The sequence below is a fragment of the Corynebacterium sp. 20-84 genome, from assembly GCF_053479455.1.
Map to the genome: position 1 here is coordinate 102,569 of NZ_JBRBCB010000009.1, position 24,489 is coordinate 127,057.

The window sequence follows — 24,489 nt, forward strand, 5'->3', positions numbered from 1 at the left end:
CGCGCCCAGCGATCCCCCGGGGCGTTGCTGTTGCCCTACTCCGGCTGATCCACAACCCCCTGCAGCTGCCACCCGATGACGGCGTTGCGCACGGCGTCTTCGAAGGGGTTGGCGGGCTGGATGCAGGAGATGGTCAAAAGGCGACCGGGCATGGGGACGTTGCCCCAGATCTCGGCGGACTGGGACAGGCCTTTCTTGTCGGGCTCGTGCAGGTCGGTGGCCTGGTATTTGAGCCAGCGGTCGCCCGATTCCTGGGTTTTCAGGTACATGACATCGCCGGTTTTGACGGTGTGGCGCTGTTCTTTGACGTCGTAAAGCTTGTCGAAGACGGCCGGTACGCCGGCGGCCGCGTGACCGGAGATGACAACGATGTCCTCGCTCGTGGTGCCGGGCAGGACGTACGGCTTGTCCTTGGCGGTGAACGCGCAGGCCTCGCTCAACGTGTCGGGGTCGATCGCGCCGTCTTTGAAACGGCAGTCGCCCTCCTCGAAGGGGGCCGTGAGGTCCAGGCCGGGGATGCGCATCTCCACTGGGCGCGACGGCGGGATGTCCGCCTCACCGACATCCAGGGGTTGCTCCACCGCCTGGTTCGCCTGCTCCTTCCACGCCTTCATCTCGCGGTCGTGTTCGCTGGGCACGCAGGCGCGGATGAACCCCACGACGAGCACGATCATCAGCAGCACGGCCACCGTGCGGCGCATTTTGTATACCCACGGCGGCTGCCGTTTGAACCGGCGCGGCGGGCCGGCGGGGCGCGGGGCGGGGGGACGTCGATAAGCGTCGCGCGTCGAGCGCGGCACCTGCGGTGTTGTCCGCGGTGTGTACCCGCGTGCGTCGTCGCCAGCCATAGCAAAAACAATAGTTCATCTAGACTGGCGCCATGAAGTCAGTACAGGTCAACGAAGTGCCCGAAAACGCCCAGCTTATCGACGTCCGCGAGCCCGACGAATTCTCCGAAGTCCACGCAAAGAACGCTGTGAACCTTCCCCTGTCCAACTTCGCAGCTCTTTCCGAGAAGATCGATTACGAGCAGCCCATCTACGTCATCTGCAAATCCGGCGGCCGCTCCGCCGAAGCTTCCCAGTTCCTCGAGACTGTCCGTGGCACTGAAGCCATCAATGTTGAAGGCGGCACCCAAGCGTGGGTGAATGCCGGACTGCCGACGGAGTAGTTGACGCTCCCAATTATCCCCCTTTGCCCCAGCTCACCCCGCAGACTGCGCATGGGGCATCAAACCTTCACTAACACCCAACCATAGGATTCCCCCACGGCTGATACATTGATGCCCATGGCTGAATCCTTGGAACACCCCACCGCGCTAACCCAATCCCCCTCGTTCCAGATCGAGCGCGTCCGCCGCGCCACCAAAGACGAGGTCGAAAAAGCCCTGTCCAAGCTGGGCACCACCATGCGCGAATTCTGGGTCCTCACCTGCACCCTCGAGCACGCCGCGAGCCAGACCCAGCTCTCTGAGCTCCTCGCTATCGACGCCTCCGACATGGTGCGCCTCGTCGACTCCCTCGAATCCCACGGCTGGGTCACCCGCGAACGCGACCCCAAGGACCGCCGCCGCCAGATCATCATCCCCACCAAGAAGGGTTCCAAGGCTCAGGCCCAGCTCGCCACCGCCGTCGGAGAAGCTGAAGACCGCGCCCTCGACGCCACCACCACCAAGCAGCTCAAGCAGCTCCGGAAACTGTCCCAGGCGATCATGTCTTCTCCGCAGGGCCAGTCCGACTCAGATGCAGGCAGCGGTTCGGAGTCGGATTCCAAGTAGTCGGTCTTCGGTCTACGCAATCTGGATCCAAACGACAAAACTCCCCACCTGCCGCCGGCCAGTTGCCAGCAGCGGATGGGGAGTTTTAGGCCTATTGGGAGTTTAAGCCAGTGCCTTAGACCAGGCGACGACGGCCGAACGCGAAGATTGCAGCACCCATGATGGATGCGATCAGCAGGCCAACCAGGCCCTTCGCGATGGTGTTGTTACCGGTCTCGGCGTTGACGCCACGCTCGGAGTCGGCGCCAGCAGCGTCGCCCCCGACCTTCACAACCTCTTCGCCCATCTTCTCGGCGGTAGCGGTCTGGCGCTTGATCTCGTCAGCGTTCTCGGAGATCAGCTTGTCGGAAGCAGCCTTATCCTCGGCGGACGGCTCCTTGCCAGCCTTGTCTTCCGGCACGTAGACCGGCTTGCCGTTCTTGTCCATGACCAGCTTGTACACGACGCCACCGATGACCAGGGTGCCAGCCAGCACGCCAGCAACGATGCCGGCGATCTGGCCCGGGGTCAGCTCAGTGTCGCTCGAGGAGCTGTCGCCCTGAGGGTTGTCACCCTGGTTGCCGCCCTGGTTGGGGTCGCCCTGGGTCTGGTCGCCTGCGATCTCGCCAGCAGCGTCGATGTCGCCGATGGCAATCTTGTCGCCTTCAGCGATCTCGGCGACCGGGGTGTTCCACTGGTCGCGATTCTTGACGTAGTGGATCTTGTCGTTGTGCAGGTACCAGGTCGCGCCGTCGATGGTGATCTCGGCCGGCAGCGGCAGCCCCTGCTCGTCAGCAGCCGGGGCAGCCTCTTCGCCCTCGGCGTTAACAGCATCGAGGCCGATCTTCGCATCGTCCTTGATCTGGTCGGCCGGGGTGAAGACGAGTGCTGCGTCGTTGACGTAGAACTGGCCGTTGCTGTGCAGGTACCAGGTAGCACCCTCATGGTTGACGGTGGCAGCCGGAGCCTCCTGAGCGTCTGCGGTCGGTGCAACGCCGAGTGCGAGGGCACCGGACAGCGCAATGGCAATCGCGGTCTTGTTGAAGCGCTTCATAGATTCTCTCCTTGGGGAAGTAGGAAAAGGAAAAGAGTCCCAAAAGCAAGGTGATGGACCGCGCAGCCAAGCGACAAGTCTCGACCCGTACTTCAGGGTTAGACCTCACTGTAGGCGAGAGTCACACTAATCACAAGAACAACACAGGCAACACACCATCTTTATCGCGCCCCATACGCTGCGAAAATGGCGGAAAAACCGCTTAGCGTTCGAATAGCATCTCAAACTTGCCAGTTCAACAACGATTCCAGCAGCGGCTGTTCGAACGCCCGATTTTGCGCACTGTCACCTGCGCAAATCTTTAAATATTTTCAACATGCGCGGCCTCGTCGGCCCCGGCTGTCATTTTGGCGCCTCGACGAGCCTCGCGGGCACGGCGACGCTTCCGGTCGCGGCGGCGCTTCCACCAAATCAGGAGGAGCACAATGAAAACGACAAGTACCACCACGATCATCCACCAGGACCAGCCGATGCCGGCTTCGGGGATCTCCTGCCCCGGTTCGAGAGGTACGCGCACGGCGTGGACTAGAAGACGGTCGGTGTTCAGGCCGTAGGGAGTGCAAGTAATGAGGGTGACTTGGTCGAGATTCGGCTCATACGTGACAGCGTCGTAGCGGTCAGGTTTGACTACTTCACGGGATGTCATTTTGTAGCGCAGCGTCTCCCCCATGACCTCGATGAAGATGTCATCGCCCTCTTTGAGCATGGGCAGCTGGTCGAACATGGCGGCGTTGACCATGCCAGTGTGGGCGGAAATCACCGCGTTCGTGCCCATCCCGCCAACGGGGAGGGTGGAGCCGTACATGTGGCCGGCTCCGTCGTAAAGCACCTTGGGTTGGGTGGTGTGGTACACCGGCAGGTCCACATTGATCGCGGGCACCCTGATGCGGGCCATGATGTGGTACTGCTCCGGCAGGGTCAGCTGAGTCATGTAGTCGGCGAAGCCGGGGTCGCCGTCGATAGGCGCGCGTGCATGCGGTCCGGCCGCGAGGAGACGGTCGTTGTATTCGTGGGCTTTGCGTAATTGCTCGGCCTTCGCGCCGGCGTCCAAAGCCTCGATATCCGTTGCGTACGCCTCGTTCTGCTTGACGGTTCGGTACTGGTACGACAAGGTCGACGCGACTGGATAGAGCAGCAGCAACGCACCAAGGATGAGGATGATGATGGAGACGATATTGTTCGTCTTTTTCCGTCGCTCAGATTTGGGTGTGCCCACTAGGTTGAATCCTTGATGCTTGTCTGCGTTCTAATCGCGCTGTTTAAGTTCCTTTTCCTCGTCCTCTTCGCGGCGTCGACGCTGCATGAACAGACCTAGAAGAATGAACAGGGCGCCGGCGAGGGACACTCCTATGACTGCCGCACCGGTCGATGCGAGACCTCGGGGTGTGTCCTGCGATCCGTTCGATGATCCGGACTCGCCTTTCTTGCCCGAATCGCTGCCGGGCGCACCTGGCTCGCCCACGGTTGACCCTCCGGGAGCCTGGACGGTCGTTGTCACTGTGGAGGTAGGTCCGTCACCGGAACCGGGAGTCGACGGCGACTTCTCGGTCGGGGTCGTGGACGGAGATGCACCCGCTTTGAAGCAGGCTTCACGTTTGACCACATTCACGTGATTCACGTGCTCGACAGTGACGGGCGCGCGGTTGTGGTCCATGCCGTCGGTGGTCAGACGCACGGTAGCCGCGAGATCGCCGAGCACGACGTCGCGCACGGGCCCGCCTCCCCAGGGCCCCTTCTCATTGGCACGAACCGGCATCCACACATCCACCTGCGTCCCAGCGTCGGCGGCGCGCAGTCGCGCAAGCTCCTTTAGCCCTCCGTCGGTCAGCGTGACGGTCGCGGAATCAGCACCGGATTTCTTCAGCGTGTAATCACGCTTCAGTTCGAGCTCAAGGGTCTCCCCCGCGCCACGCACAAACACCTTGGGCGCTTCAAGTTTGTTCACGGGTTCCTTCGCTCGGTCCGCAGCGAGCACGAAAACATTTCGCTTATCGACGGCCGTGAATACCCTTACTTCCCCTTCCCCACCAGCGGGCGGCGCTGCCTGCACCTTGGGTCGGGTCGGGCCAGCCGCGGTGAGCTCCGTCGCTGGGTCCCCCGCTTCCCACAGAACAGTGTGGCCGGGGGACAAAGTCACGTCGAGAGAATAAGAACCGATGGTTCCATCTGTGCTGAGGTTCGGCACAGATGCGGTGAAGTCGTACTCGAGATACGTTCCCGGCGCGGCCGCCTCACTCCACTGAGGTGTTTCGCACGCGGTCAACGGGTCCACTTTGATGCCCAACACCTGAGCTTTCGGCGTGACGGTCTGGCTTCCGCCGCCTGAGGGGACCACCACGACAATCGGCGAGTAGAACACCCGACGATCCGCGTCGTCCCCGGTGACGTTTGTATCGTCGGCGACGGTGAGCAGGTACACGCCCGGATCCGCATTGAGCGTCACCGAACCCCCAGAGGTGCGACCCGACGCAGCCTCCGTGAACTTCCCGGGGTCCTCGTTCTTCAGCTTCGGGATATCCAGGTCCTTCAACTGCTTGGGATCATTCGGGTCGACGTCAGCGACCCGTTCGAGGGTGACTGTGCGGTCGCCGATCCTGTCGAACCACTCTTTCCCCACCGACTCAACGAGGTTCACTGAAACATTCCCCGCCGTCGCTTGCGCGTAGGCAGGCACCGGGTGCAGTGCAGGGGACACCACTGGCGCGACAGCCGCACCGACCGTGAAGGCGACGGCGGCAAGTGCGCCCGCAGCACTTCGTTTGACGTTCACGTGTGTCTCCTGATCTCGACGAACCCCTAACGGGGTTCCATTTCGGTGGGGGTGGTGTGGGGTGCCGCCGCGGAGTAGACCTCCTGCGGCGGCGTCAATGCCCTTAGGCGTTGCGGCGGTTCAGCTGGTAAGCGGCGCCGCTGGCGAACAGCAGAGCACCCAGGCCGAGCAGGATGAGCATGGTGCGCTCACCGGTAGCAGGCAGGTTGCCCCAGATGCTGTCCTTCACGTTGTCGATCTGGCCCTTGTACACGGCACGGGTGTTTTCCGCAGCCGGAGTGACCGTCAGGTGGAACGGATCCGGGTTGGCCACGAAGCCGGCCGGTGCCTTGGTCTCCACTGCGCAGTACTCGGCACCCTGGTCGACCTGGAAGCCGAAGCCCTTAGCCACCGCGTTGGTTCCGGCAGCGCCGCCTTCAGCGGTGATGTTCTTGTCGGTCAGAGCTTCGGTGCCCTCCTCGTTGGTGAACGGCAGGGACTCGCCCTCGACCTTCCACTTATCGCCGTCCTGGGTGCACTTGAACACCTGGAACTGGGCGCCGTTACCGGTGGCATCCTCAGCACCGCCGGAGACGGTCTTGGTGATCTCCACGTTGGCGAACTGGGTCACCTTCGGGCCTTCGTTATCACCCTCACTCGGGTTCTTCGGCTTGGTGTCAATGTCTTCTTCGGAGTTCGGGGTGCCGATCTGAGCGGTGTTCTCGATCTTGCCGTCGGCCGGAATCTTCACGACCTTGGCATCGAAAGCGAGCTGCACGTTCAAGTTCGGGTTCTCATCACGAAGTTCCTGGAGCTTCTTCAGTCCGGACTCAGTGAACACGACCTTCACCTGCTTGCCTTCAGCAGTCAGGGTGTAATCAGTGCCAGAGGCAATGTCGTTGCTCACCTCGGTGAACGCGCCGTCGGTGCCGACGTTGCCGATCTTCACTGCGGCGTTCGAGTCGTAGTTCAGCTCGTCCGGGAGGTTATCGGTGATGGTGAACTTGGTCAGATCGTTGGTGCCCTCGACGGTCTTCTCGGCTACCGGAACCGGTGCCTCAATGGTGTAGTGGATGTTCTTGCCCACGGTCACGCCCGTGTCATCCGCTTCCTTGGTCGGCTCGATGAGCTGGTTCTTCGGGGACACCGTCGGTTCGTAATTGTACGCACCATCCTGGGTCAGCGGGAGGGTGACCAGGAACGGGCGGGCAACGGTGTAGTTACCGTTACGGAGCTCCGTGATGCGGAACAGGCCGACACCAAGGGTGTCGAAGACAGCCTTGCCGGATGCGTCGGTGGTCTTCTCCACGGCATTGAAAGAGGTGTCCACAGGGGCATTCTCGGCGCCCTTGGCCATGATGTCGCGGACTTCAGCCCAGCCCTCGGAGGTGTTCAGCGGCTTCGTGGTGATCTTCTCTGCTTTGAACTTGAACCCTTCCTTAGCTGGGGTGGCGTCGCCAGGAACGCCCTCCTGCTTGGCGATGGTCAGGGTGGTTTTCGCATCGAGGTTGATGGGGGCGTTCTGCTCCTGTGCCTGGGCGACCGGGGAGAGCGTCATGGACGCGCCGACCGGGCCTGCGATGGAGATAGCTGCGGCCGTTGCAATGGCCAGGGTTTTGTGTGCGAGACGGGACATTGTTCTTCCTCTCTATGAAGTGGTAGTTCGCGGCGCTTGAGGGTGTCTCGCACGCCTGCGAGGTAGTGACGTGTCAGCGATTCGAATTGTGTCTCGGTTGCGGTGCGGCAGTGCCCGCGTGAGGCGGGCTTGCTAGACCGCTTCACTGCTCTACCGCGCGGATGGGTGGACAGGGGGTTCACGTGGCGGAGCGACTACCTAGCGCGGTAGCGGCGCCGCCACATTGATCTACGGCGCAGGCACCGTGGCCTCCTCTCCACGTGCGGGTCCTCCATCGGATGGACCGTTGCCGTTGTGAATGTCTTCGTCGTCGTCATCGTCACGGCGCAGGACTCGCCACGCGCCGATACCGAAGAGGATCAGGCCGAGAATGAGGAACCAGACAAGAGTCTGCATGCCGGTTTCCGGCAGCAGGAAGCCCAGCAAGCCGGACGGACGCAGTGCGCCCTGACTATCGGTGGCCGTGACCTTCTGTCCGTTGGCGCCCTCCATCGTGGCGGTGACCGTCACTGGAGCTTCACCACCATCGTCGGGATAGCGGTAATCCTCTTCGTAGGACTTGTCGGAAATGTCCACGTCGAAGGTGCATGCGTACTCCTCGCCTGCCGGAAGGGTCGCAGGCGGAGTGCAGACTCCAGCCGGGATTGTCCCGTCCTCGCCCACCGTCACTGGGTCGCCGGCCTGAGCGCCGTCCTTTACGGGGGTGAGGGTGCGGCCGGCCAGGGAAGCGTCGTTAAGCGTCATGCCCGAAAGCGGGAAGGCGCCGTCATTTTTCGCGGTGTAGGTCACGCGCATGGACTTCGCGTCGCTGGGCAAAAGGGTCACGCCGGTGAGAGCACCGGTGGCGTCGCCGAGCGGAGTGCCGTCGATGGACTTGGTCACCTTCAGCGACGGGAAGCGGTTCCGCAGATCCAGGCGCCACAGGCGGGAATCGCGGATTCGGAAATCGCTCGCGTCCGCCACCGGTAGCGCGGTGAAACGAACGTCCTGGTGGACGATCGCCGATTCTTCGCCGGCACTAGCTGAGCCTTCTGAAACGGCAAGGTCGGAGATGCGGGAGCCCTGCCCGGTGACATCCAGGATCGATGAGATTTCGCCGTCTCCGTCATTAGACTCCGTGATCAGGCAGCTGTTGCCCACGTAGACATTTTCGATGATGTGCTTACCACCGTTTTTCAGCGTGAAGTCCTGGTTACTACTGGTGCAGGACTGGTTGAACTTGAAGGTCGCATTGGCACTGTCACCGCCCGCGGCAGTCTTGTTCACCTCCACGTCCACGCGAGCGCGCGGGTGGAAGGCCTCGACACCGATGACCTGGCGGATGCCAGTCTGAGCATCACTGGACTGCGGGACGGTGAAGGAATGGGCGTAATTCTTCTCCCCGATGGTCTCCAGGTCCGTCGCGGCCAAACTCGTGGTCGGCCCCTCACGGGTGCCGTCGGTCCAGGTCGCGAACTGGGTGTACGGGCGGCGGTTCTTGCTGTCGCCGATGCCGGTGACATCGATGACTGGGCGGGCCTGCAGCGAAGGCGAATCACCGTAATCGATCGAGCAGTCGCCGCCAGCGGGAAGCTCCAATTCCACGCCACCGGCGGGCGCAAGATCAGATGTAGGCAAGGAGCCCACCGAGACAGCACCACGCTCGATGTTGACGGTGTAGGTCCTGTGTGCCTTGGTCTCAGTGCCGAAGGTGCACTTGACCTCGGCGGTGTACGGGCTGGCCTCGCCCTCGACATAGCCCGACTCGTAGGCGACGAAGCGAACGGTCGCGGTGCGGCGGTCGACATCGTTGGTGAACGCCAGATCAGTCGCCGCCGGTTGCTCCGGTGGTGCCGCCGGGGCGGCGACAGCCTTCTGCACATCCTTCTCGCGCGGCTCAAAGCTCAGCACCGGGTCGACCCCTTCAGGACTGAGCTCGGTGAAGGAGCAATCGGACCCCGCCGGAACATAAGCCTCATCTGATGTGAAGCGCCAGACCTGCATTCCGTTCTGGTCCTCTTGGCGGGTGAACCGGCCCTCGCCGGTGCCCCACACCACGGTGCGCGGCAGGACATACGGTTCGCCACTGTCGTTGTTGTAGCCATAACCGATCGAGTTGCGCTGGCCGCCGATGGTGCTGGACTCGTAACCGAGTGCGCGGCACGACATCGCGAAGTTGAACTTCGTTTGATCCTTCGTCAGCGTCTCAATATCCGCCTGCTCGCCCACCACATCCTTGGTCAGGGTCACAGGGGCCATCTCGTAGCGGTAGTGGTTTTCCAGGCCGACCACGTTGCGTTTCGCGTCGTCCACGCTGGTGAACAGTGGCGATGACGCGACTTCATTCTTGAGCTCGCTATCAGCAGTCACGTCACCACCGGAACCCAGTGCGCTCCAGCTGACGTGCTGCGGGCGCAGGTACGCCGACAAGCCATTCGCTTCAAGTTTCAGGGATCCGAAATTATCGCCGGTGAACTCGCAATCAGATCCGACCGGAACATTAGTGAAGGTGTGCTCGCCTTCACCGTGAATGGAGCCGTTCGGCGCTTCGAACAACGGCACCTCATTGCCCTCGCTGTCCCGGGCCTCTGGGTCGCGGCACACCATAGTGATGGTGTGGTCGTGGAGCTTGCTCTGCAGCTCTTCGGCGCTAACCTTCTCGCGAATGGAGCCAGGCAGGTCGGCGATCTTCTTCACCGTCATCTCGGTGGTGCGACGGGTGTAGGAGTTATTGAAGACAAGGTCGTTCTTATCGCGGCCGACGGCAAAGCTGCCGCCCACCGCTCCGGTGTTGTCGGCGTCGCCGCGCGCACCCGGCACCGCGTTACCGTTCACAGCAATATCGCGTTCGAGGCTGATACCGGTCGCGGTCGTGGTGTACTTCTCTTCCACCTCGCACGTCGACCCCACAGGGACATTCGCGTTGATATCAGCAGCACCGTCGTAAACATTGACACCGCTTTGCGGGTCTTTGTTCACGGACACGGTGGTCTCCAGGCGCAAGGTCTCACGGCTGAGCGGATCGGTGCACGTCAGGGTCACGGGGAACTCACGGTGCAGCTTGACGCTCTTTCGCGGATCGGAAATGTACGTCGGTCCACCGGGATACGCTTCCTTGAAGGTGATGTGCTTGTGGGCGGTGACGGGGGCGTCGAGAAGCCCGTAGTTTTGCGTCACGATCACCGCGGACGTGTTGCCGACAGTGAAGCGCTCGCTCTGCCCCAGCTCGCGCACCGGGTCATTGTCCACCGCGAAGCGGTACCCCTCAGTATTCGTGACGGGGAAGGTCGTGCCGTTCACGGTTCGCTCGTTCGTTTCGGGCGATGTGCGTTCCAGCACGCAATTGCTTTTCGACGGCGCGAAGTTCGCATCGAATTTCTTCCTCGGATTATCCCTGGTCAGGGTGAATTCCTGAGTCATCGGCGCCGCGAGAGAACCCCCGGTACACGTCAGGCGGTATGCGACTCCACCTTCGGGAACGAGCGCTTCCTCACCCTGGAGCACCTGCGAGATGGTCAAGCCGGAGCCGCGCGGAGCGAAAGTGTTGGTGATGGTCTTCGTCGTGGAAGGCGCTTCGATCGTTTCGGACTCGGTTCCGCTGAGGGTCCATTCGACCCCTGCCGGGTACGTCGGCGGAGTCTCCTCGAAGGTGCACTCATTGCCATAAGGGACGGCCATCGCACCGTTCACATTCAACTTCGGATCGTCAGCGACGACAGTAGATGTGCCGTTCGCAGCGACGTTGACGGTGCCCACGAGATCGTATGGACGCGCCGCCCCATCCTCGAACAGGTTGCGCTTGCCGCAGCGGACCTTGACCTCGTACGAGCTCGGCGGAGTGAATCCCGGCGCAGTGTTGTTGATGGCCTTCTTGACGTCGACGGTGCCCAGTTTCGCCTTGTACGTATTGGTGACGGTGACCAGGTTCTGCTCGGTATCGCCCGTCGGACGGACCGTCAGCACGGGCTTGGTCGCCGCATCGGCATTGGTCAACTCCGTGGTCTGGTCCTGTGCATTATTGGATGCGACCACTGCTTTCTCGAACTCAATGTGGCTTGTCTGCGGAAGCTTGGACTCGTCTTCCCACACCTTGCACTCAGCGCCGACCTTGAGGTCCGGAATCACCGCGTCCTTGCCGCGGCCGACGGTGACGGAGCCTTCCACAGGCGCGATATTCGGGATGTACAGCTGCTTGTCACGGTCGTATTCGCCCTTGCGCTCGCAACGGTAGTTGACAGTGAAGTCCTTGCCGTCGAACTCCTGACTCGCACCACCTTCGCCAGCGAGCAATTTGTGCACGGTAAGGTCGCGCTTCACGTAGCTATAGGTGGTCTTGAAATCGATCGTCGTCTCAGGCGCGTTCTCCGGCAAGCGGAATTCGTAGGACTTGCCCTGCGGACCAGAGGGTTCAACCGGGTTCGTGGAGGCATTGCCCACGGTGACCACGCGGCTATCAAAGTGAATGTAGTTTTGCTGCTCGGTGTTCAAGTCAGTCAACGGCGTGACACTGCACGGGCGTTCCGTGGGAATGCCAGTGATATCGATCGTCCCGTCGACGACAGTCTTGCCGCTTGCATCAGTGCGACGAGCCAACGTCAATTGCTTTTCGACGTCGAACTGCGTCGTGTCACACTTGATCCTGAACTTATACGTCGGAGTCGGAACCGATCCCGCGCCCCCGCCGACTGCCTCAGTGACCGGCTCACCGAGGATTTCCTTGGACAAGTGCAGCGTGCCCGGCTTGAAATCGTAGATATTGTGCGCCGCAGCGTTATTGGTCGCACCCAGCTTCAAGTTCAGGGCCGGATCCGACTTCGCACCGTTTTGGCCTTGCTTGTAGTTCGTGGCCGTTGAGGCGCCGTTGCTTCCCCAGCCCAGCTTCAGTGTCTTGCCGGGCAGCACCGGTTTATCACCCTTCTGGAACGACTCCCACACAGTGCAATTCGCGCCCACGGGCAGGCCTGTGACCGTTTCTGACTGGCCGCGGGTGAAAGTGCGGGAACCGCTCAAGCGCCCCGGGTACGCCTTCTCAAAACCATTGAGGTCGTCGCACTTGTAATTGATGATGAACTTTCGGTCGTTCATCTCCGAGAAGTCCTTCGCCGTGCCTTCGAGATGCTTGCTCAGCTCTAACGTGGCCGGCTGATATTTCGATTCCCAACTGACAGTGCAGTTGATCTCGCGATTGTCTTGGTTCGTCGTTGCAATCTCGGTTGTGCCCGTCTCCCGATTATTCGTCACCGCCAAGCCGTCCTTAGATCCGCTGCGCAATCTTGTCACCACCGGCGCACCGTCTGTCTTGGCCACGCACGTCCACTCGGGCTCATAGCGGTCGAACGGATTCGCACCGTCAGTGGTCATTTTCGAGCGGTAGACAAGCTGATCCGTTGGCACACCACCGGCGCCGAGCTTGCGGATGAAGGTGGTATAACCTCCTTCAGCCGGAATGTCGATCGGAGTCTCATTTGTGCCCTCACGCAGAACAGCGGTGTAGTCCGCAGTACTCGCCTTACCGGCGGCGAGCTCCTCGAAATTAGACTTCACGTTCACCCGGCCTGCGTCATTAGCGAACTGGACGCGCCCCAGCGCGACCCCCAAGGCAATAGCCTGGAAACCGGAGTCGTACACGCCGATGCTGATCTCGGCCCACGTCGGATCATCCATCGCCGCAACGAACATGCCACGGTTACCGGATCCGTTGTTGTCCCAGCACACGAAATCTCGCTGGATCGGCTCATGCCCAGTCCAGTTCCTGTGCTCCGGCTCGTTCCCCGGCCCGAACCGGCCCTGGCACGTGCCATTGTTACTGAATGGTGACTTGATCGCGTCGAGTTTGGTCACGCCATTGGACGCGGATGCACTGATCCATTCGCCTGGACCACCGGAGCCGGTCGCCTCCGCATCCGCAAGCATCAACCTCGAGTTCGGTACAGGGTTGCCAGCAGCGTCAACGATCTTGATGTTGTTGAGCTTGATGCGAGCCCAGCCATAACGCATCTTCAAGATGTCGAGCTGATTGGACGCCGGATCCTTTTCGAAGAAGCCCTTCTTGCCGAAGGCGGCCTCCGACCATGCCTGCTCTGACTGGGGAGTGAAGGTCGCAGTTCGACGGGCGTTATCAGCCCACCGGTTCTTTTCTACCGTCACATCAGCCGTGAGGGTGTACTGGCCGATTCGCTTGGTGATCTTCCCGTTTTGATCGAAACCGCGCATGTCCAGCCAGCAGATCTGGTTCGCCCACTGCTCAGCCGCACCCGTGCCGATACGGAAGTCGCAGTCACCAAAATTCACCCCGTCAGACGTGGCCCCACCGGTCTGCGTTTGCGCTTGAGCTTGCTGCGCCGTCGGGGGTGCAGCGAGCAGAGCCACCGTCATGATCAGGATGACGGCTGCGGCGAGGAACCGGTGACGGCGCCTCGAAAGCGACCCAGCAAAATTTCGCATGCCTGCCCTCTATGGTGAGTTGTCAACGGAGGTGCATCACAGTCGACTGTCAGCCTTGGTTAAGGGCGAGCAGTCAGTTGCAGAGAAAATTATGTCACCGTCACCTTTCCCTGCGCAACCCCTGAAACTTCACTGGAAACTCCAAGTTCACCCAACTCACACGCCTAAAACACAGTGTGCCCACAACGCTTAGCCGTCCTGGCACGGAATTCCGTGAAAGTGGCCGACACCCCGGTGAGTCCACTACTCGAAGAAAGCGTTCTTGATCGACGCGATCGTCGCTGGGGAGCCGTCGGCGCAGACTTTCGCCACCTCGACTGCGTCGTCGAAGGTGCCGCGGAGTGCGGCGAAACCACAGTCGACGGCAGTGACGGAGTTGATGGGCATGCCCGTCATCAGCATTGTGCGGGTGCGGGCGCCACCGACGAGATCCGCGAGCGCGCTGGCAAGCTCAGGTGTGACAGGAACACCCATCCTGGCGACGGGAATAGAAAACCGTGCCGACGGCGCCACAACCCGGATATCGCACGCCCCCGCGAGCATCGCACCGGCGCCGATCGCCGGACCGTTCACATACGCCACCACGGCTTTCTCAGCGCCACGAATGATCTCCAGTACGCGCTTCAGCGCCGGGTAGATCGCGGCGGGGTCTCCGGCGGACAGATCTGCACCAGCGGAGAAGGCGGAGCCGGCGCCGGTGAGGAGGATCGAGGGGGCGTCGATAAGCTCCCGCTCAAGCGTTTCCGCGAGCTCGACGAGCAACTCTTCGCTGAGTGCGTTGCGTTTCTCGTCGCGGTCGATGGTCAAAACGGCGACGCTGTCTGCGGGGCGGGTGACGTTGATCAGCACATCATCGACACTAGGCTCCGCGGGCGGGGCTCACAACGGCAAACAGACTTAAATTTCGCGGGGCCTAGAAGGGGACAGAAAAGGCAAAAACTAGATGTTGACCCCAAAAATTAGTTTCCCGAGTGATCCGACGATGCCGCCGAAATCCCACCTGGGGAAACTAAGTTCTAGGGTCAACATCTAGCCAAGGGTAGAAACCCAAGACTCGAGGAACTAGTCCCCGATCTGGTCGCGGCCGCGCTTGACGATCAACGGGTCCGGCTCCCCCACCACGTCGTGATCCTTGTTCGTGTACTCGAACTTGGACAGAATGTAGCGCATCGCATTGACGCGGGCGCGCTTCTTGTCGTTGGACTTGATGGTCACCCACGGGGACTCGTCGGTGTCCGTGTAGCGGAACTGCTCCTCCTTCGCGCGGGTGTAGTCGTCCCACTTATCCAGCGAGGCGAGGTCCATCGGCGACAGCTTCCACTGGCGCACCGGGTCGACCTGGCGGATAGCAAATCGCGTGCGCTGCTCCTTGCGCGTGACGGAGAACCAGAACTTGGTTAGCGAGATGCCGGAGCCGAGGATCATGTTCTCCAGCATCGGCACCTCGCGCAGGAACTCCGCGTGCTGCGACTCCGTACAGAAGCCCATCACGCGTTCCACGCCAGAACGGTTGTACCAGGAGCGGTCGAAGAAGACGATCTCGCCGCCGGCCGGGAAGTGCTCGATGTAGCGCTGGAAGTACCACGAGGTGGACTCGCGCGGCGACGGCTTCTCCAGCGCCACCGTGCGCGCGCCACGCGGATTCAGGTGCTCGTTGAAGCGCTTGATGGTGCCGCCCTTGCCGGCCGCGTCACGCCCCTCAAAGATGATGATGTGGCGCTGGCCCGTGTCCTTCGTCCAGTTCTGCCACTTCAGCAGCTCGATCTGCAGCGCGCGCTTGACCTTCTCGTATTCGTCGCGCGTCATGCGTTCGTCGTACGGGTAATTCTCGCGCCACGTCTGAATCGGGGTGCCGTCCGCCTGCAGCAGCACCGGGTCGTCTTCGTCTGAATCGTCGACGTAGTAGCCTTCAGTTTCCGTCAGATCGATCAAGGGCATGTCATCATCGTTCGCCATGCCCGCCAGTTTAGCGGCGCATGCGCGACCCCGCTGAGCAACGCTTATCGACGCTCCCCTCCAAACCCCCATCCCCCAATAAACGCAGAAACCCCGCTGCCAAGCAGCGGGATCCTTGAGTGCTCGCTAGATCTCTAGCGAAGCGTGGCTCCTACTACGGGAGGAGCTTCAGCAGCTTGATGAGGCCCTCAGCGGACTTGACGAGCGGAGCCATCAGGTCGAACAGCGGAGCGAGGGTGTTGTTCCAGAAGGTGTCCAGGCCAGCAGCAGCCTTAGTGGAACCGGCGATGAAGTCAGACTGGTTGTTTTCCATGGGGTATCTCCTTAGAGGATCAGTGAAGATGAATGCGAGAATTACTTGTCAGCGGAGCCGAACAGGCCCTCAAGTGCGTTGCCAGCACCCTTCCACGTATTGATGGAATCCAGGATGCCGTCGGTGCCGAAGAACTTGACGAGACCGCCGAGGAAGTCGCCCCAGCCCTTCCAGGTGTTCGCGAAGTTTTCGAGGTGGGTGATGATTTCTTTCACGTCCATGTGAAGAATCTCCTTGCGTAATCTACCGGCCAGCGCCGGATGAGGGTTTCTGGTTTTCAGACACCCCGATCGGGCGTCACAGGTAGATATATTGCCACACATCTCCCAGGGGTCAACACCGAGATTTGTACGCGGCTACCAGCATTTTGAAGCTTGCCCGTGACTCGATGCGTGAACTTAAGATGAACAGATGTTGACACACCCCATTGGCGTGCACCTTTTTGACCTCAAACATGAACGCGACGAAGATCTCACCTACTTTGCGTAACGGCCAACAAAACCATTGCGATAACGCGATATTCACCTAAAAGGAACCCTTTATAGGTTTCAGAATCACCCTATACCGGGGGTGAATCGGCGTGTCACAACCGCCACTTAGAAGCCCAATGGTGCACTTGCCCCACTTTCACCAACACCAGAGAGATGGTTGACCGGGTCAGAGAACGCGTCGGAAAGCTGGAAAACTGCCCTCAAGGCACTTCACGCGCCGCTCGCGCGTGGCAATGGTTTAGAGATTCAGGCCCGAACGACCTAGAACCTGACCCTGTTGCTCCAGCGCAAGCTCGGAAAGATCCCACTCTTTGTATGGGTCGAGCGCTTCGACAATCTGCCACATTCGCGTGGATGCATGGAGCTCGTCCGAGCTGAGCTTCCAAAACGTCGGCGACTCCTCTTTGGTGATCAACAGAACCTTGATCGTGAAATAACCGCTTCCAGCGCTCCTGGTACTCTCGTTCTCCCGAGGGATTTGGGATGATATCCCACCACCCTGAGGGTCGGCTGCGATTGACTTCGCACAACCGAAAAGCGCATTGGGTTTTGCGCTAGACATACTTGAGTGGCCTTCCGTTTCCGCGATGGGGACGGAGGGCCACTCTCATTTTTCTGCTTCAGCGCAGCGTAGCAATCGCGTACGACTCAGCTTTCTGCATCACGTGTGCGAGGAGAAGCACGAAACCCCGCGCCACCGCGGCCGCGGGAGCGGACGGGGTGGGGCGGGGCGTCGTTAAGCGGGATGCGTTTTTACATCATGCCGCCCATGGCCTCCGGGTCCATGGCGGGAGCTGCGGGCTCCGGCTTCTGGGCGACGACGGCCTCGGTGGTGAGGAAGAGGCCGGCGATGGAGGCAGCGTTCTGCAGAGCGGAACGGGTGACCTTGGCCGGGTCAGCGATGCCGTTGGCCAGCATCTCGACGTACTCGCCGGTGGCTGCGTTCAGACCCTGACCTGCCGGGAGGTTAGCGACCTTGTCGGCGACAACGCCCGGCTCGAGGCCAGCGTTGAGGGCGATCTGCTTCAGCGGTGCGGAGAGAGCCTCGCGGACGATCTTGACGCCGGTGGCCTCGTCGCCTTCGAGGCCCAGGTCGCCCTCGAGCTCCTTGGCTGCCTGCAGGAGTGCGACACCGCCGCCGGCGACGATGCCCTCCTCGACTGCTGCCTTAGCGTTGCGGACAGCATCCTCGATGCGGAGCTTGCGCTCCTTCAGCTCGACCTCGGTGGCTGCGCCGACCTTGAGGACTGCGACACCGCCGGCGAGCTTCGCCAGGCGCTCCTGGAGCTTCTCGCGGTCGTAGTCGGAATCGGAGTTCTCGATCTCAGCACGGATCTGCTTCACGCGACCCTCGATCTGAGCCTGGTCGCCGGCACCCTGGACGATCGTGGTGTCGTCCTTGGTGATGACGGCCTTGCGTGCCTGGCCGAGCAGGGAAACGTCAGCACCGTCGAGGGACAGGCCGACCTCCTCGGAGATGACCTGGCCGCCGGTGAGGATCGCGATGTCCTGCAGCATTGCCTTGCGGCGGTCGCCGAAGCCCGGTGCCTTCACTGCCACGGACTTAAAGGTGCCGCGGATCTTGTTGACCACGAGGGTGGACAGGGCCTCGCCCTCGACGTCCTCAGCGATGATCAGCAGCGGCTTGCCGGACTGCATGACCTGCTCCAGGACCGGGACGAGCTCCTTGACATTGGAGATCTTGCCGGAGACGAGAAGGATGTACGGATCCTCAAGCACGGCCTCGCCGCGCTCCATGTCGGTGGCGAAGTAGGCGGAAATGTAGCCCTTGTCGAAGCGCATACCTTCGGTGACCTCGAGGTCGACGCCGAAGGTGTTGGACTCCTCAACCGTGATCACGGACTCCTTGTTCACGGAGCCGTTGCCGACGGCGTACATTGCCTCGGCGATCTTCTTGCCGATCTCCGGGTCGGATGCCGAAATACCAGCGGTAGAAGCGATCTCCTCTTCAGTCTCGACCTCCTTAGCGGAGTCGAGAAGGATGGAAGACACCTTGTCGGTCGCAGCCTGGATACCGCGCTTGATGCCCATCGGGTTGGAGCCGGCGGCCACGTTGCGCAGACCTTCGCGCACCAGTGCCTGCGCCAGAACGGTCGCAGTGGTGGTGCCGTCGCCAGCGACGTCGTCAGTCTTCTTGGCGACTTCCTTGACCAGCTCAGCGCCGATCTTCTCGTACGGATCCTCGAGCTCGATGTCCTTAGCGATGGTCACGCCGTCATTCGTAATTGCCGGCGCGCCCCAGGACTTCTCCAGGACGACGTTGCGGCCCTTAGGGCCGAGGGTGACCTTCACAGCATCAGCCAGGGTGTTCAGACCCTGCTCGAGGCTGCGGCGTGCTTCCTCGTCGAATGCGATCATCTTTGCCATGTGAGTTTGTTGCTCCTCGTTTATATAGGAAAAGGCGACGCCACTCTCACGTCATACAAGGTCCAAGCGGGCGCCCGCGACGGCACGGCTGGTGAGTGCAAAACAGCCTCACCCGCTCGAAATTGACTTTTTAGCACTCACTTGGCGGGAGTGCTAAAGCCATTTTTAGCAGTGTGAGGCTGCGAGTGCAATGTCGGGGCGAACCTTTGCTGCGCGCCCCCGAGCATTACTTGGAGCTGTCGTGAGTCTCAGCGCGCTTAGCAGCGGCTGCATCTGTCGGCGCCGTGATCGGCAGATCCTTGGCAGCCTTGGCGGTGCGGCTGTAGATGAAGGCGATGCCGGCGACGAAGAGCACGATGCCGACGATGGTCGTCCAGATGCTCTCCTCGAAGATCTCCAAGGGACTCTCGCCCTGGGAAGCGGCGATGATGCCGGCGTTGACCACGCCGAACAGGGACTCGCCGACGATGAGGCCCGTGGCGCCGAGGGTGCCCATGCGAATCGCGGACTCCGGGTTGCGCTGGTGGGAGGCCCAACGGTTGTAGAAATTACCGATGATGGCGCCCAGCGGAACCATCACGGTGACGCTGACCGGCAGGTACATGCCCATGCCGACGGCCAGTGGCGGCAGCGAGTACTTCTTGTCGGTGGTCGCACTGAGGATCTCGTCGATGATGATCACGACAGTGCCGATCGCGGCGCCGAGGAAGATGAGGTTCCAGTTCAGGGAGTCATCGAAAATACCGGTGGCGACCGAGGACATGAGAGCGGCCTGCGGTGCGGCGAGTGCATCGGGGCCGGCGCCCTCCATGCCCTGGAAGCCGAAGCCGGTCAGCATCAGGTGCAGCACCGGAGGAATGACCACGGAACCGAACAGCACGCCGATGATGAGGGCGACCTGCTGCTTCCAGGGGGTGGCGTCGACAAGCTGGCCTGTCTTGAGGTCCTGCAAGTTGTCGTTGGAGATCGTCGCGATGCCGAAGACGATCGCGGCAGTGAACAGCGTGTACGCCACGAGAGACGTCGCGCTCGCGTCAGTGCCGGCGGTGAAGGCGGCGATGAGCAGTGCTGACGTGATCACGGCGATGATGCCCACCGAGGAGATCGGCGAGTTGGATGCGCCGATCAGGCCAGCCATGTAACCGCAGACCGACGCGATGACGAGGCCGGCGATGAGGATGAAGAGGACAGAGATCGTCGTCAAGCCGAATGCATGCTCGTGAATATCGGTGCCGCGCTGGAAATTCCAGAGCAAAAAGCCGATCGGGAGCATGGAGACCAAGATGGTGCCGAGCACGATCGGGAACGGAATATCCTGCTCCGTCACGTCCACCTCAGTACCGGCGGCGCGCTTGCGGGAGCTAGACAGGGACGCGCTAACACCCTTGACCACTGGGCCCGCGATCTTCACCAGAGTCCACAGGGCTGCCACTGCCATGGTGCCCACACCGATGAAGCGGATCTCGGAGGCGAAGGTGGTGGAGACGATCTCAGAAAGGTCAGTGACGGAGCCGTCGATAAGCGACGACGTGCGCCACGGAAGAAGAACGAAGAAGGAGATGACCACGCCGACGAGCATGGCGATACCGACCGTCATGCCCACGAGGTGGCCAACGCCGATGAGCGCGAGGGAGAGCGAGCCGCCCAGCATGGTCGCACCCTTGGCGAATTTGAAGGTGCCGGCGATCTCGCTAGCGGCGGCCTTCATCGCGGCGAGCAGGCCGTAGAAGGCGGAGACGACACCGCCGATGACGATGGTGCGCAGACCCTTGACGTTCTCCTCGTTATTCGGATCACCATCGCCGACGCGCAGGACCTCCGCAGCAGCCACGCCCTCCGGGTACGGCAGGTCGGACCCCGTGACCAGCGCGCGGCGCAGCGGCACCGAGAACATCACGCCGAGGATGCCGCCGAGCGCGCACACCATCGCCGTGGTCCAGAACGGGAAGCCTTGCCAGTAGCCGATCATCACCAAGCCCGGCAAGACGAAAATGATCGCGGACAGCGTTCCCGCTGCCGACGCGATCGTCTGCACAATATTGTTTTCTTTCACATTGTGACCGGCGAATTTACGCAGCACAGCCATCGAAATGACCGCGGCGGGAATGGACGTGGCAAAGGTCAGACCCACCTTCAGGCCCAGGTACACATTCGCCGCGGTGAACACGAGCGTGATCAGTCCACCGATGATGATTCCGCGCAGCGTCAGCTCACGCAGTCCCGTCTTGTTATCCATTTCGCGCCTTTCTAACAATGTGTTGGCAGGCATATTACTCTGCCGTCAACAATCGTTGAAAGCCGGAACAATCAAGGTAGGCCAGCAGTTTCGGCTACCACGCGGCCGTCGATAAGCGTTGTGCCTAGTACTTGCCTTGATATCTCCCGCTTTTTCGGTGCACGACCACTATTGACTTGGGTTGCGGAAGCCAGTAACGGAAATAGCGCGCCTTCATCTGCGCGATCGCCGCTTGCTGCGTGTGCGGATCGGCGTTGATCTTCGGCGCGGTCTGATTGATGAGCCAGCCCCCGCGCGCGAAAACCTGGCGCTTGATGTCTCGGTGCAGCCCGATCGTGCCATCGACCCAGGCGAACAGCAGCTCCTCCCCCGACGGCATGCGCGCGAGCTCCCGGGTCTGCATGGGATCCTCGTTGCCCTTCCACCACGCTCCCCCGTCCACGGCGATGTCCACGGCGACCACGTGCCCGTACTCCCGCTTCACGACGGGGTCGAACAGGTCGCGAACTCGCGGCCACGCAATCTGGATGAAGAAGGCCACGATCAAAATGGTCAGGACGACCGTTTTGAACGGATCCTCCGCCATGTGCCCTGAGTACCACTCCAACACGTCGCGCCCCCTTCGTCGCTGTAGCGCCGATCTTACAAGGCAGACGCGTCGCGCACGGCGGATTCGGGCGCTGGTACGTTCGAGCTCATGAGCACTTTCGAACCGAACCGCGAACGGATTTTCAACGACCTTTCCGCACTCGTTTCCTTCAACTCGCCCCACTCGGTGCCGGAACTCGCCGACCAGCACGGCGCCGCCGCCGACTGGGTCGCGAACGCCCTGGCCGAGCGCGGCCTTGAGGTCGAGCGCCACGCCACGGTGGACAACGCCGACGCGATCATCGCGCGCAAGCACGTCAGCGACGACGCGCCGACCGTCCTCCTTTATTCCCACTACGACGTCGTCCCCGCCGGCGACCCCGCAGCCTGGACCGCCGACCCGTTCACCCTCACCGAGCGCGACGGCCGCTGGTACGGACGCGGCGCCGCCGATTGCAAAGGCAACGTCGCCATGCACCTTGAGGCTTTGAGGCTTATCGACGACGCCGGCGGCACCGATGCCAACCTCGTCGTCCTCGTCGAAGGCTCCGAGGAGCTCGGCGGCGGTGGCCTGGAGAAACTGATCGAGGAGAAGCCGGAACTGTTCCAGGCCGACATCATCCTCATCGCCGATTCCGGCAACGTCGCCGTGGGCACCCCAACCCTGACCACCGCCCTGCGCGGCGGCGCCCAGCTCAAGGTCACGGTGGAGACCCTGAACGGCGCCATCCACTCCGGCACCTTCGGCGGCCCCGCACCGGACCCCGTCGCCGCACTGATCCGCACCCTCGATTCGCTTCGCGACGACACCGGCCGCACCACCATCGACGGCCTCGGCGACGCCCTTACTGCCACTTGGCCCGGCCAGCCCTACAACACCGACGCCTTCCGTAAGGACGCCGGCGTCCTCGACGGTGTGTCCCTGATGGGCGACATCGACAACGGCGGGGAGAACGCCGCCGACATGGTGTGGGCCCGCCCCGCCGTCACCGTCATCGGGTTCACCTCCACCCCGGTTGCCGAGGCAGTCAATGCCATCATTCCGCGTGCCGAAGCCCAGCTGAACCTCCGCGTCCCTGCCGGCATGGACCCCGCCGCAACCGCCGAGACCCTGAAGCAGCACATCATCGACCACACCCCCTGGGGCGCCAAGGTCGAGGTGGAGATCTTCGACGTCAACCACGGTTTCGCCACCGACCACTCCCGCCCCGCCATCGCCCTGCTTGGCGAGTGCCTGCAGGAGGCCTACAAGGAAGCCGAGGGCAGCGACGCCGCAGTCACCGCCTCCACCGACCTGGTCACCGTCGGCTCCGGCGGCTCCATCCCGCTGACCGCCAAGCTGCAGGAACACTACCCTGACGCCGCCATCGCCATGTACGGCGTCGAGGACAACAACGCCGGCATCCACTCCGTCGACGAGTCCGTCCACCCCTACGAGATCGAGCGCGTGGCCGTCGCCGAGGCGAAGTTCCTCCAGCGCGTCACCAAGCTCTAGCGCCACTCGGTAGACCCACTCAGTCCGGCATCCTGGGACCGGCGCCCTGTTAGCCCGGCACCCGGCACCCCGGCACCCCGGCACCCCGCCGGCCACGCCCCTACCTCAAGGGGCCGGTGGATCAAGATTCCATTCGCCCTCTGCTGTCAGGCTGGTTGTGAACCAGTTGCAGTAGGAGGTTGGGGTTTTGTTTGAGGTTCCGGTTCTTGTTCCTGAGCAGTTGGCGACTTATGAGTTTCAGTCGCAACGTGAGGCGTTGATCGGTCGGTCTTTTGATGAGTTGGGGCGGCGTCGGCGTGCTCGTAGTGGGGTTCGGGTGCAGTCGTGGTTGGCGTTGCCTGTGTCGTATTTAGCGCCGGGACAAGTTCTCGATGCGGTTGATGTTGATGATCCTGCCGCGGGTAGGTTCGTGTTTTCACCACCCCAGTTAGATGGCAAGGTGCAGCGTTTTACCGCGGCGCAGAAGGATCAGATGGTCACGGTGTACCGCAGTGTGCCGCATGGTTGTAAAGGGGTGTGGTTAGACCGGCACGGTACGTATGCGGGGACGTTGGCTAAGTGGGGTCGGGCTAAAGATCAGCGTGAGCGTGCCGGTTGGGATGCTGACCAGGCTGCTGCGGCCGATGCAGCTGGTGTGGGGGTGCCGGTGCGGGCTTTGGTTTTATCTGATGACTACATCCGGGATCTGGTTCATCATTATCATCGTTTGCCTCGTGGCCAGAAGCGGGCATTTCTTGATGACCACGGGATTGATGCCAATACGATGCATAGCTGGAAGGTCAAAGTCGTTGATGGGACGCTGAGTTCGCGTCGACGCCAGAAGAAAGGGCAATCGTCTGTGGATGCTGACAGGGTCGAACAATTAGAGCATGAGCTAAAAGAAGCTGCCCGGTTGAATAGGAAAATGGCGGCCAAACTCAATGAGGCCGACCGCACAATCGCGCAGCAGAAGAAAGATCTGAAAAAAGCTGCTCGGGCTGCCCAAGCCCAGCAGGTAAAGCTGCAGCGGGCAGAAGCGACCTGTGATGTGCTGGGAAAAGCGTTAGAGACCATGCCAGATATTCCTGGCGTGGACTACGACGCGGAGGACAACCCTTATCCGAAGAGCACCGACGCCGCTATGAAGCTGGTCGACAAGAAGAACAACAACTCATCGAGACCTTAATGGCATTGGGGTGGTCAAAAACCAAAGCTTTGACCCTCCTAGGGGTACCTCGCAGCAGGCTGCATTACGAATCCAACCCGCGGCCGAAGAAAAAACATCCAGTCCCGCATCGGAGAGTGTCCGATTCTTTGTGTGCGGGGGTTTGGTTTACAAGTAGTCCGCGAATCGGTCGGGGTAAGCCACGGCTAGTTGGTTGATGGCTTGTTTCCACCCGGTGGCTTTCGCTCCTTCAATATAGC

The 24,489-nt window shown here is 61.6% G+C and carries 17 protein-coding genes; 4 read left to right on the top strand and 13 right to left on the bottom strand.

Translation table 11 applies throughout. The features are described 5' to 3' along the window. Positions 1-35: 35 nt before the first annotated feature. Positions 36-848 carry a hypothetical protein gene (locus ACUY2Y_RS08340; RefSeq protein WP_448325657.1) on the bottom strand — a complete coding sequence of 271 codons (813 nt, stop codon included), beginning with the start codon at positions 846-848 and terminating at the stop codon, positions 36-38. Positions 849-880: 32 nt separating this feature from the next. Between ACUY2Y_RS08340 and ACUY2Y_RS08345 the strand changes: the two genes are divergently transcribed. Together ACUY2Y_RS08345 and ACUY2Y_RS08350 are read left to right on the top strand one after the other, a co-directional pair. Further along, positions 881-1,171 carry a rhodanese-like domain-containing protein gene (locus ACUY2Y_RS08345; protein WP_448325658.1) on the top strand — a complete coding sequence of 97 codons (291 nt, stop codon included), beginning with the start codon at positions 881-883 and terminating at the stop codon, positions 1,169-1,171. 117 nt (positions 1,172-1,288) lie between these two features. After that, positions 1,289-1,777 (top strand): MarR family winged helix-turn-helix transcriptional regulator, encoded by a 489-nt coding sequence (locus ACUY2Y_RS08350; protein WP_448325660.1) that lies wholly within the window; start codon positions 1,289-1,291, stop codon positions 1,775-1,777. A gap of 115 nt (positions 1,778-1,892) precedes the next feature. Here the strand turns inward: ACUY2Y_RS08350 and ACUY2Y_RS08355 are convergent, their stop codons facing one another. The 12 genes from ACUY2Y_RS08355 to ACUY2Y_RS08410 all read right to left on the bottom strand — a co-directional run bounded on the left by ACUY2Y_RS08355 (position 1,893) and on the right by ACUY2Y_RS08410 (position 21,612). Continuing rightward, positions 1,893-2,810, bottom strand: coding sequence for a hypothetical protein (locus ACUY2Y_RS08355; protein WP_448325662.1), 918 nt, complete (start codon positions 2,808-2,810; stop codon positions 1,893-1,895). A 301-nt stretch (positions 2,811-3,111) separates the two neighbouring features. Then, complete coding sequence (locus tag ACUY2Y_RS08360) at positions 3,112-4,026, bottom strand: class C sortase (protein WP_448325664.1); 915 nt, start codon at positions 4,024-4,026, stop codon at positions 3,112-3,114. A gap of 30 nt (positions 4,027-4,056) precedes the next feature. Next, on the bottom strand, positions 4,057-5,580 hold the full coding sequence (locus ACUY2Y_RS08365) for an LPXTG cell wall anchor domain-containing protein (protein ID WP_448325666.1): 1,524 nt from the start codon (positions 5,578-5,580) through the stop codon (positions 4,057-4,059). Between the two features lie 103 nt (positions 5,581-5,683). Then, positions 5,684-7,195, bottom strand: a complete 1,512-nt coding sequence (locus ACUY2Y_RS08370; protein WP_448325668.1) for a SpaH/EbpB family LPXTG-anchored major pilin — start codon at positions 7,193-7,195, stop codon at positions 5,684-5,686. Between the two features lie 228 nt (positions 7,196-7,423). Further along, a complete protein-coding gene (locus tag ACUY2Y_RS08375; RefSeq protein ID WP_448325670.1) occupies positions 7,424-13,618 on the bottom strand; it encodes a CshA/CshB family fibrillar adhesin-related protein in 6,195 nt (2,064 codons plus the stop codon). Positions 13,619-13,861: 243 nt separating this feature from the next. Continuing rightward, entirely contained in the window at positions 13,862-14,467 is a 606-nt protein-coding gene (locus ACUY2Y_RS08380; protein ID WP_210575858.1) for an enoyl-CoA hydratase-related protein, read from the bottom strand. A 213-nt stretch (positions 14,468-14,680) separates the two neighbouring features. Continuing rightward, positions 14,681-15,574, bottom strand: a complete 894-nt coding sequence (ppk2, locus tag ACUY2Y_RS08385) for a polyphosphate kinase 2 (RefSeq protein WP_259850265.1) — start codon at positions 15,572-15,574, stop codon at positions 14,681-14,683. A 154-nt stretch (positions 15,575-15,728) separates the two neighbouring features. Then, complete coding sequence (locus ACUY2Y_RS08390) at positions 15,729-15,887, bottom strand: hypothetical protein (protein WP_448325673.1); 159 nt, start codon at positions 15,885-15,887, stop codon at positions 15,729-15,731. Positions 15,888-15,928: 41 nt separating this feature from the next. Next, on the bottom strand, positions 15,929-16,108 hold the full coding sequence (locus ACUY2Y_RS08395) for a hypothetical protein (RefSeq protein WP_448325675.1): 180 nt from the start codon (positions 16,106-16,108) through the stop codon (positions 15,929-15,931). Between the two features lie 1,023 nt (positions 16,109-17,131). Further along, the gene (gene groL, locus ACUY2Y_RS08400) at positions 17,132-18,766 is read right to left on the bottom strand and encodes a chaperonin GroEL (protein WP_259902423.1); all 1,635 of its coding nucleotides are present in this window, start codon (positions 18,764-18,766) and stop codon (positions 17,132-17,134) included. A 226-nt stretch (positions 18,767-18,992) separates the two neighbouring features. Beyond that, positions 18,993-21,002 carry an OPT family oligopeptide transporter gene (locus tag ACUY2Y_RS08405; protein WP_448325677.1) on the bottom strand — a complete coding sequence of 670 codons (2,010 nt, stop codon included), beginning with the start codon at positions 21,000-21,002 and terminating at the stop codon, positions 18,993-18,995. A 124-nt stretch (positions 21,003-21,126) separates the two neighbouring features. Beyond that, positions 21,127-21,612 (bottom strand): hypothetical protein, encoded by a 486-nt coding sequence (locus ACUY2Y_RS08410; RefSeq protein WP_448325678.1) that lies wholly within the window; start codon positions 21,610-21,612, stop codon positions 21,127-21,129. 87 nt (positions 21,613-21,699) lie between these two features. Here ACUY2Y_RS08410 and ACUY2Y_RS08415 point away from each other — a divergent pair, with 87 nt between their 5' ends. After that, on the top strand, positions 21,700-23,085 hold the full coding sequence (locus ACUY2Y_RS08415; protein WP_448325680.1) for a M20/M25/M40 family metallo-hydrolase: 1,386 nt from the start codon (positions 21,700-21,702) through the stop codon (positions 23,083-23,085). Positions 23,086-23,272: 187 nt separating this feature from the next. Beyond that, positions 23,273-24,250, top strand: a complete 978-nt coding sequence (locus ACUY2Y_RS08420) for a hypothetical protein (protein ID WP_448325682.1) — start codon at positions 23,273-23,275, stop codon at positions 24,248-24,250. The last annotated feature ends 239 nt before the right edge of the window (positions 24,251-24,489 follow it).

Coding starts and splice junctions, on each gene's coding strand:
- ACUY2Y_RS08350 (WP_448325660.1), top strand. CDS start 1,289: ATGGCTGAATCCTTGGAACACCCCACCGCGCTAACCCAATCCCCCTCG.
- ppk2 (WP_259850265.1), bottom strand. CDS start 15,574: ATGGCGAACGATGATGACATGCCCTTGATCGATCTGACGGAAACTGAA.
- ACUY2Y_RS08395 (WP_448325675.1), bottom strand. CDS start 16,108: ATGGACGTGAAAGAAATCATCACCCACCTCGAAAACTTCGCGAACACC.
- ACUY2Y_RS08405 (WP_448325677.1), bottom strand. CDS start 21,002: ATGGATAACAAGACGGGACTGCGTGAGCTGACGCTGCGCGGAATCATC.
- ACUY2Y_RS08390 (WP_448325673.1), bottom strand. CDS start 15,887: ATGGAAAACAACCAGTCTGACTTCATCGCCGGTTCCACTAAGGCTGCT.
- ACUY2Y_RS08370 (WP_448325668.1), bottom strand. CDS start 7,195: ATGTCCCGTCTCGCACACAAAACCCTGGCCATTGCAACGGCCGCAGCT.
- ACUY2Y_RS08340 (WP_448325657.1), bottom strand. CDS start 848: ATGGCTGGCGACGACGCACGCGGGTACACACCGCGGACAACACCGCAG.
- ACUY2Y_RS08355 (WP_448325662.1), bottom strand. CDS start 2,810: ATGAAGCGCTTCAACAAGACCGCGATTGCCATTGCGCTGTCCGGTGCC.
- ACUY2Y_RS08345 (WP_448325658.1), top strand. CDS start 881: ATGAAGTCAGTACAGGTCAACGAAGTGCCCGAAAACGCCCAGCTTATC.
- ACUY2Y_RS08415 (WP_448325680.1), top strand. CDS start 21,700: ATGAGCACTTTCGAACCGAACCGCGAACGGATTTTCAACGACCTTTCC.
- ACUY2Y_RS08375 (WP_448325670.1), bottom strand. CDS start 13,618: ATGCGAAATTTTGCTGGGTCGCTTTCGAGGCGCCGTCACCGGTTCCTC.
- groL (WP_259902423.1), bottom strand. CDS start 18,766: ATGGCAAAGATGATCGCATTCGACGAGGAAGCACGCCGCAGCCTCGAG.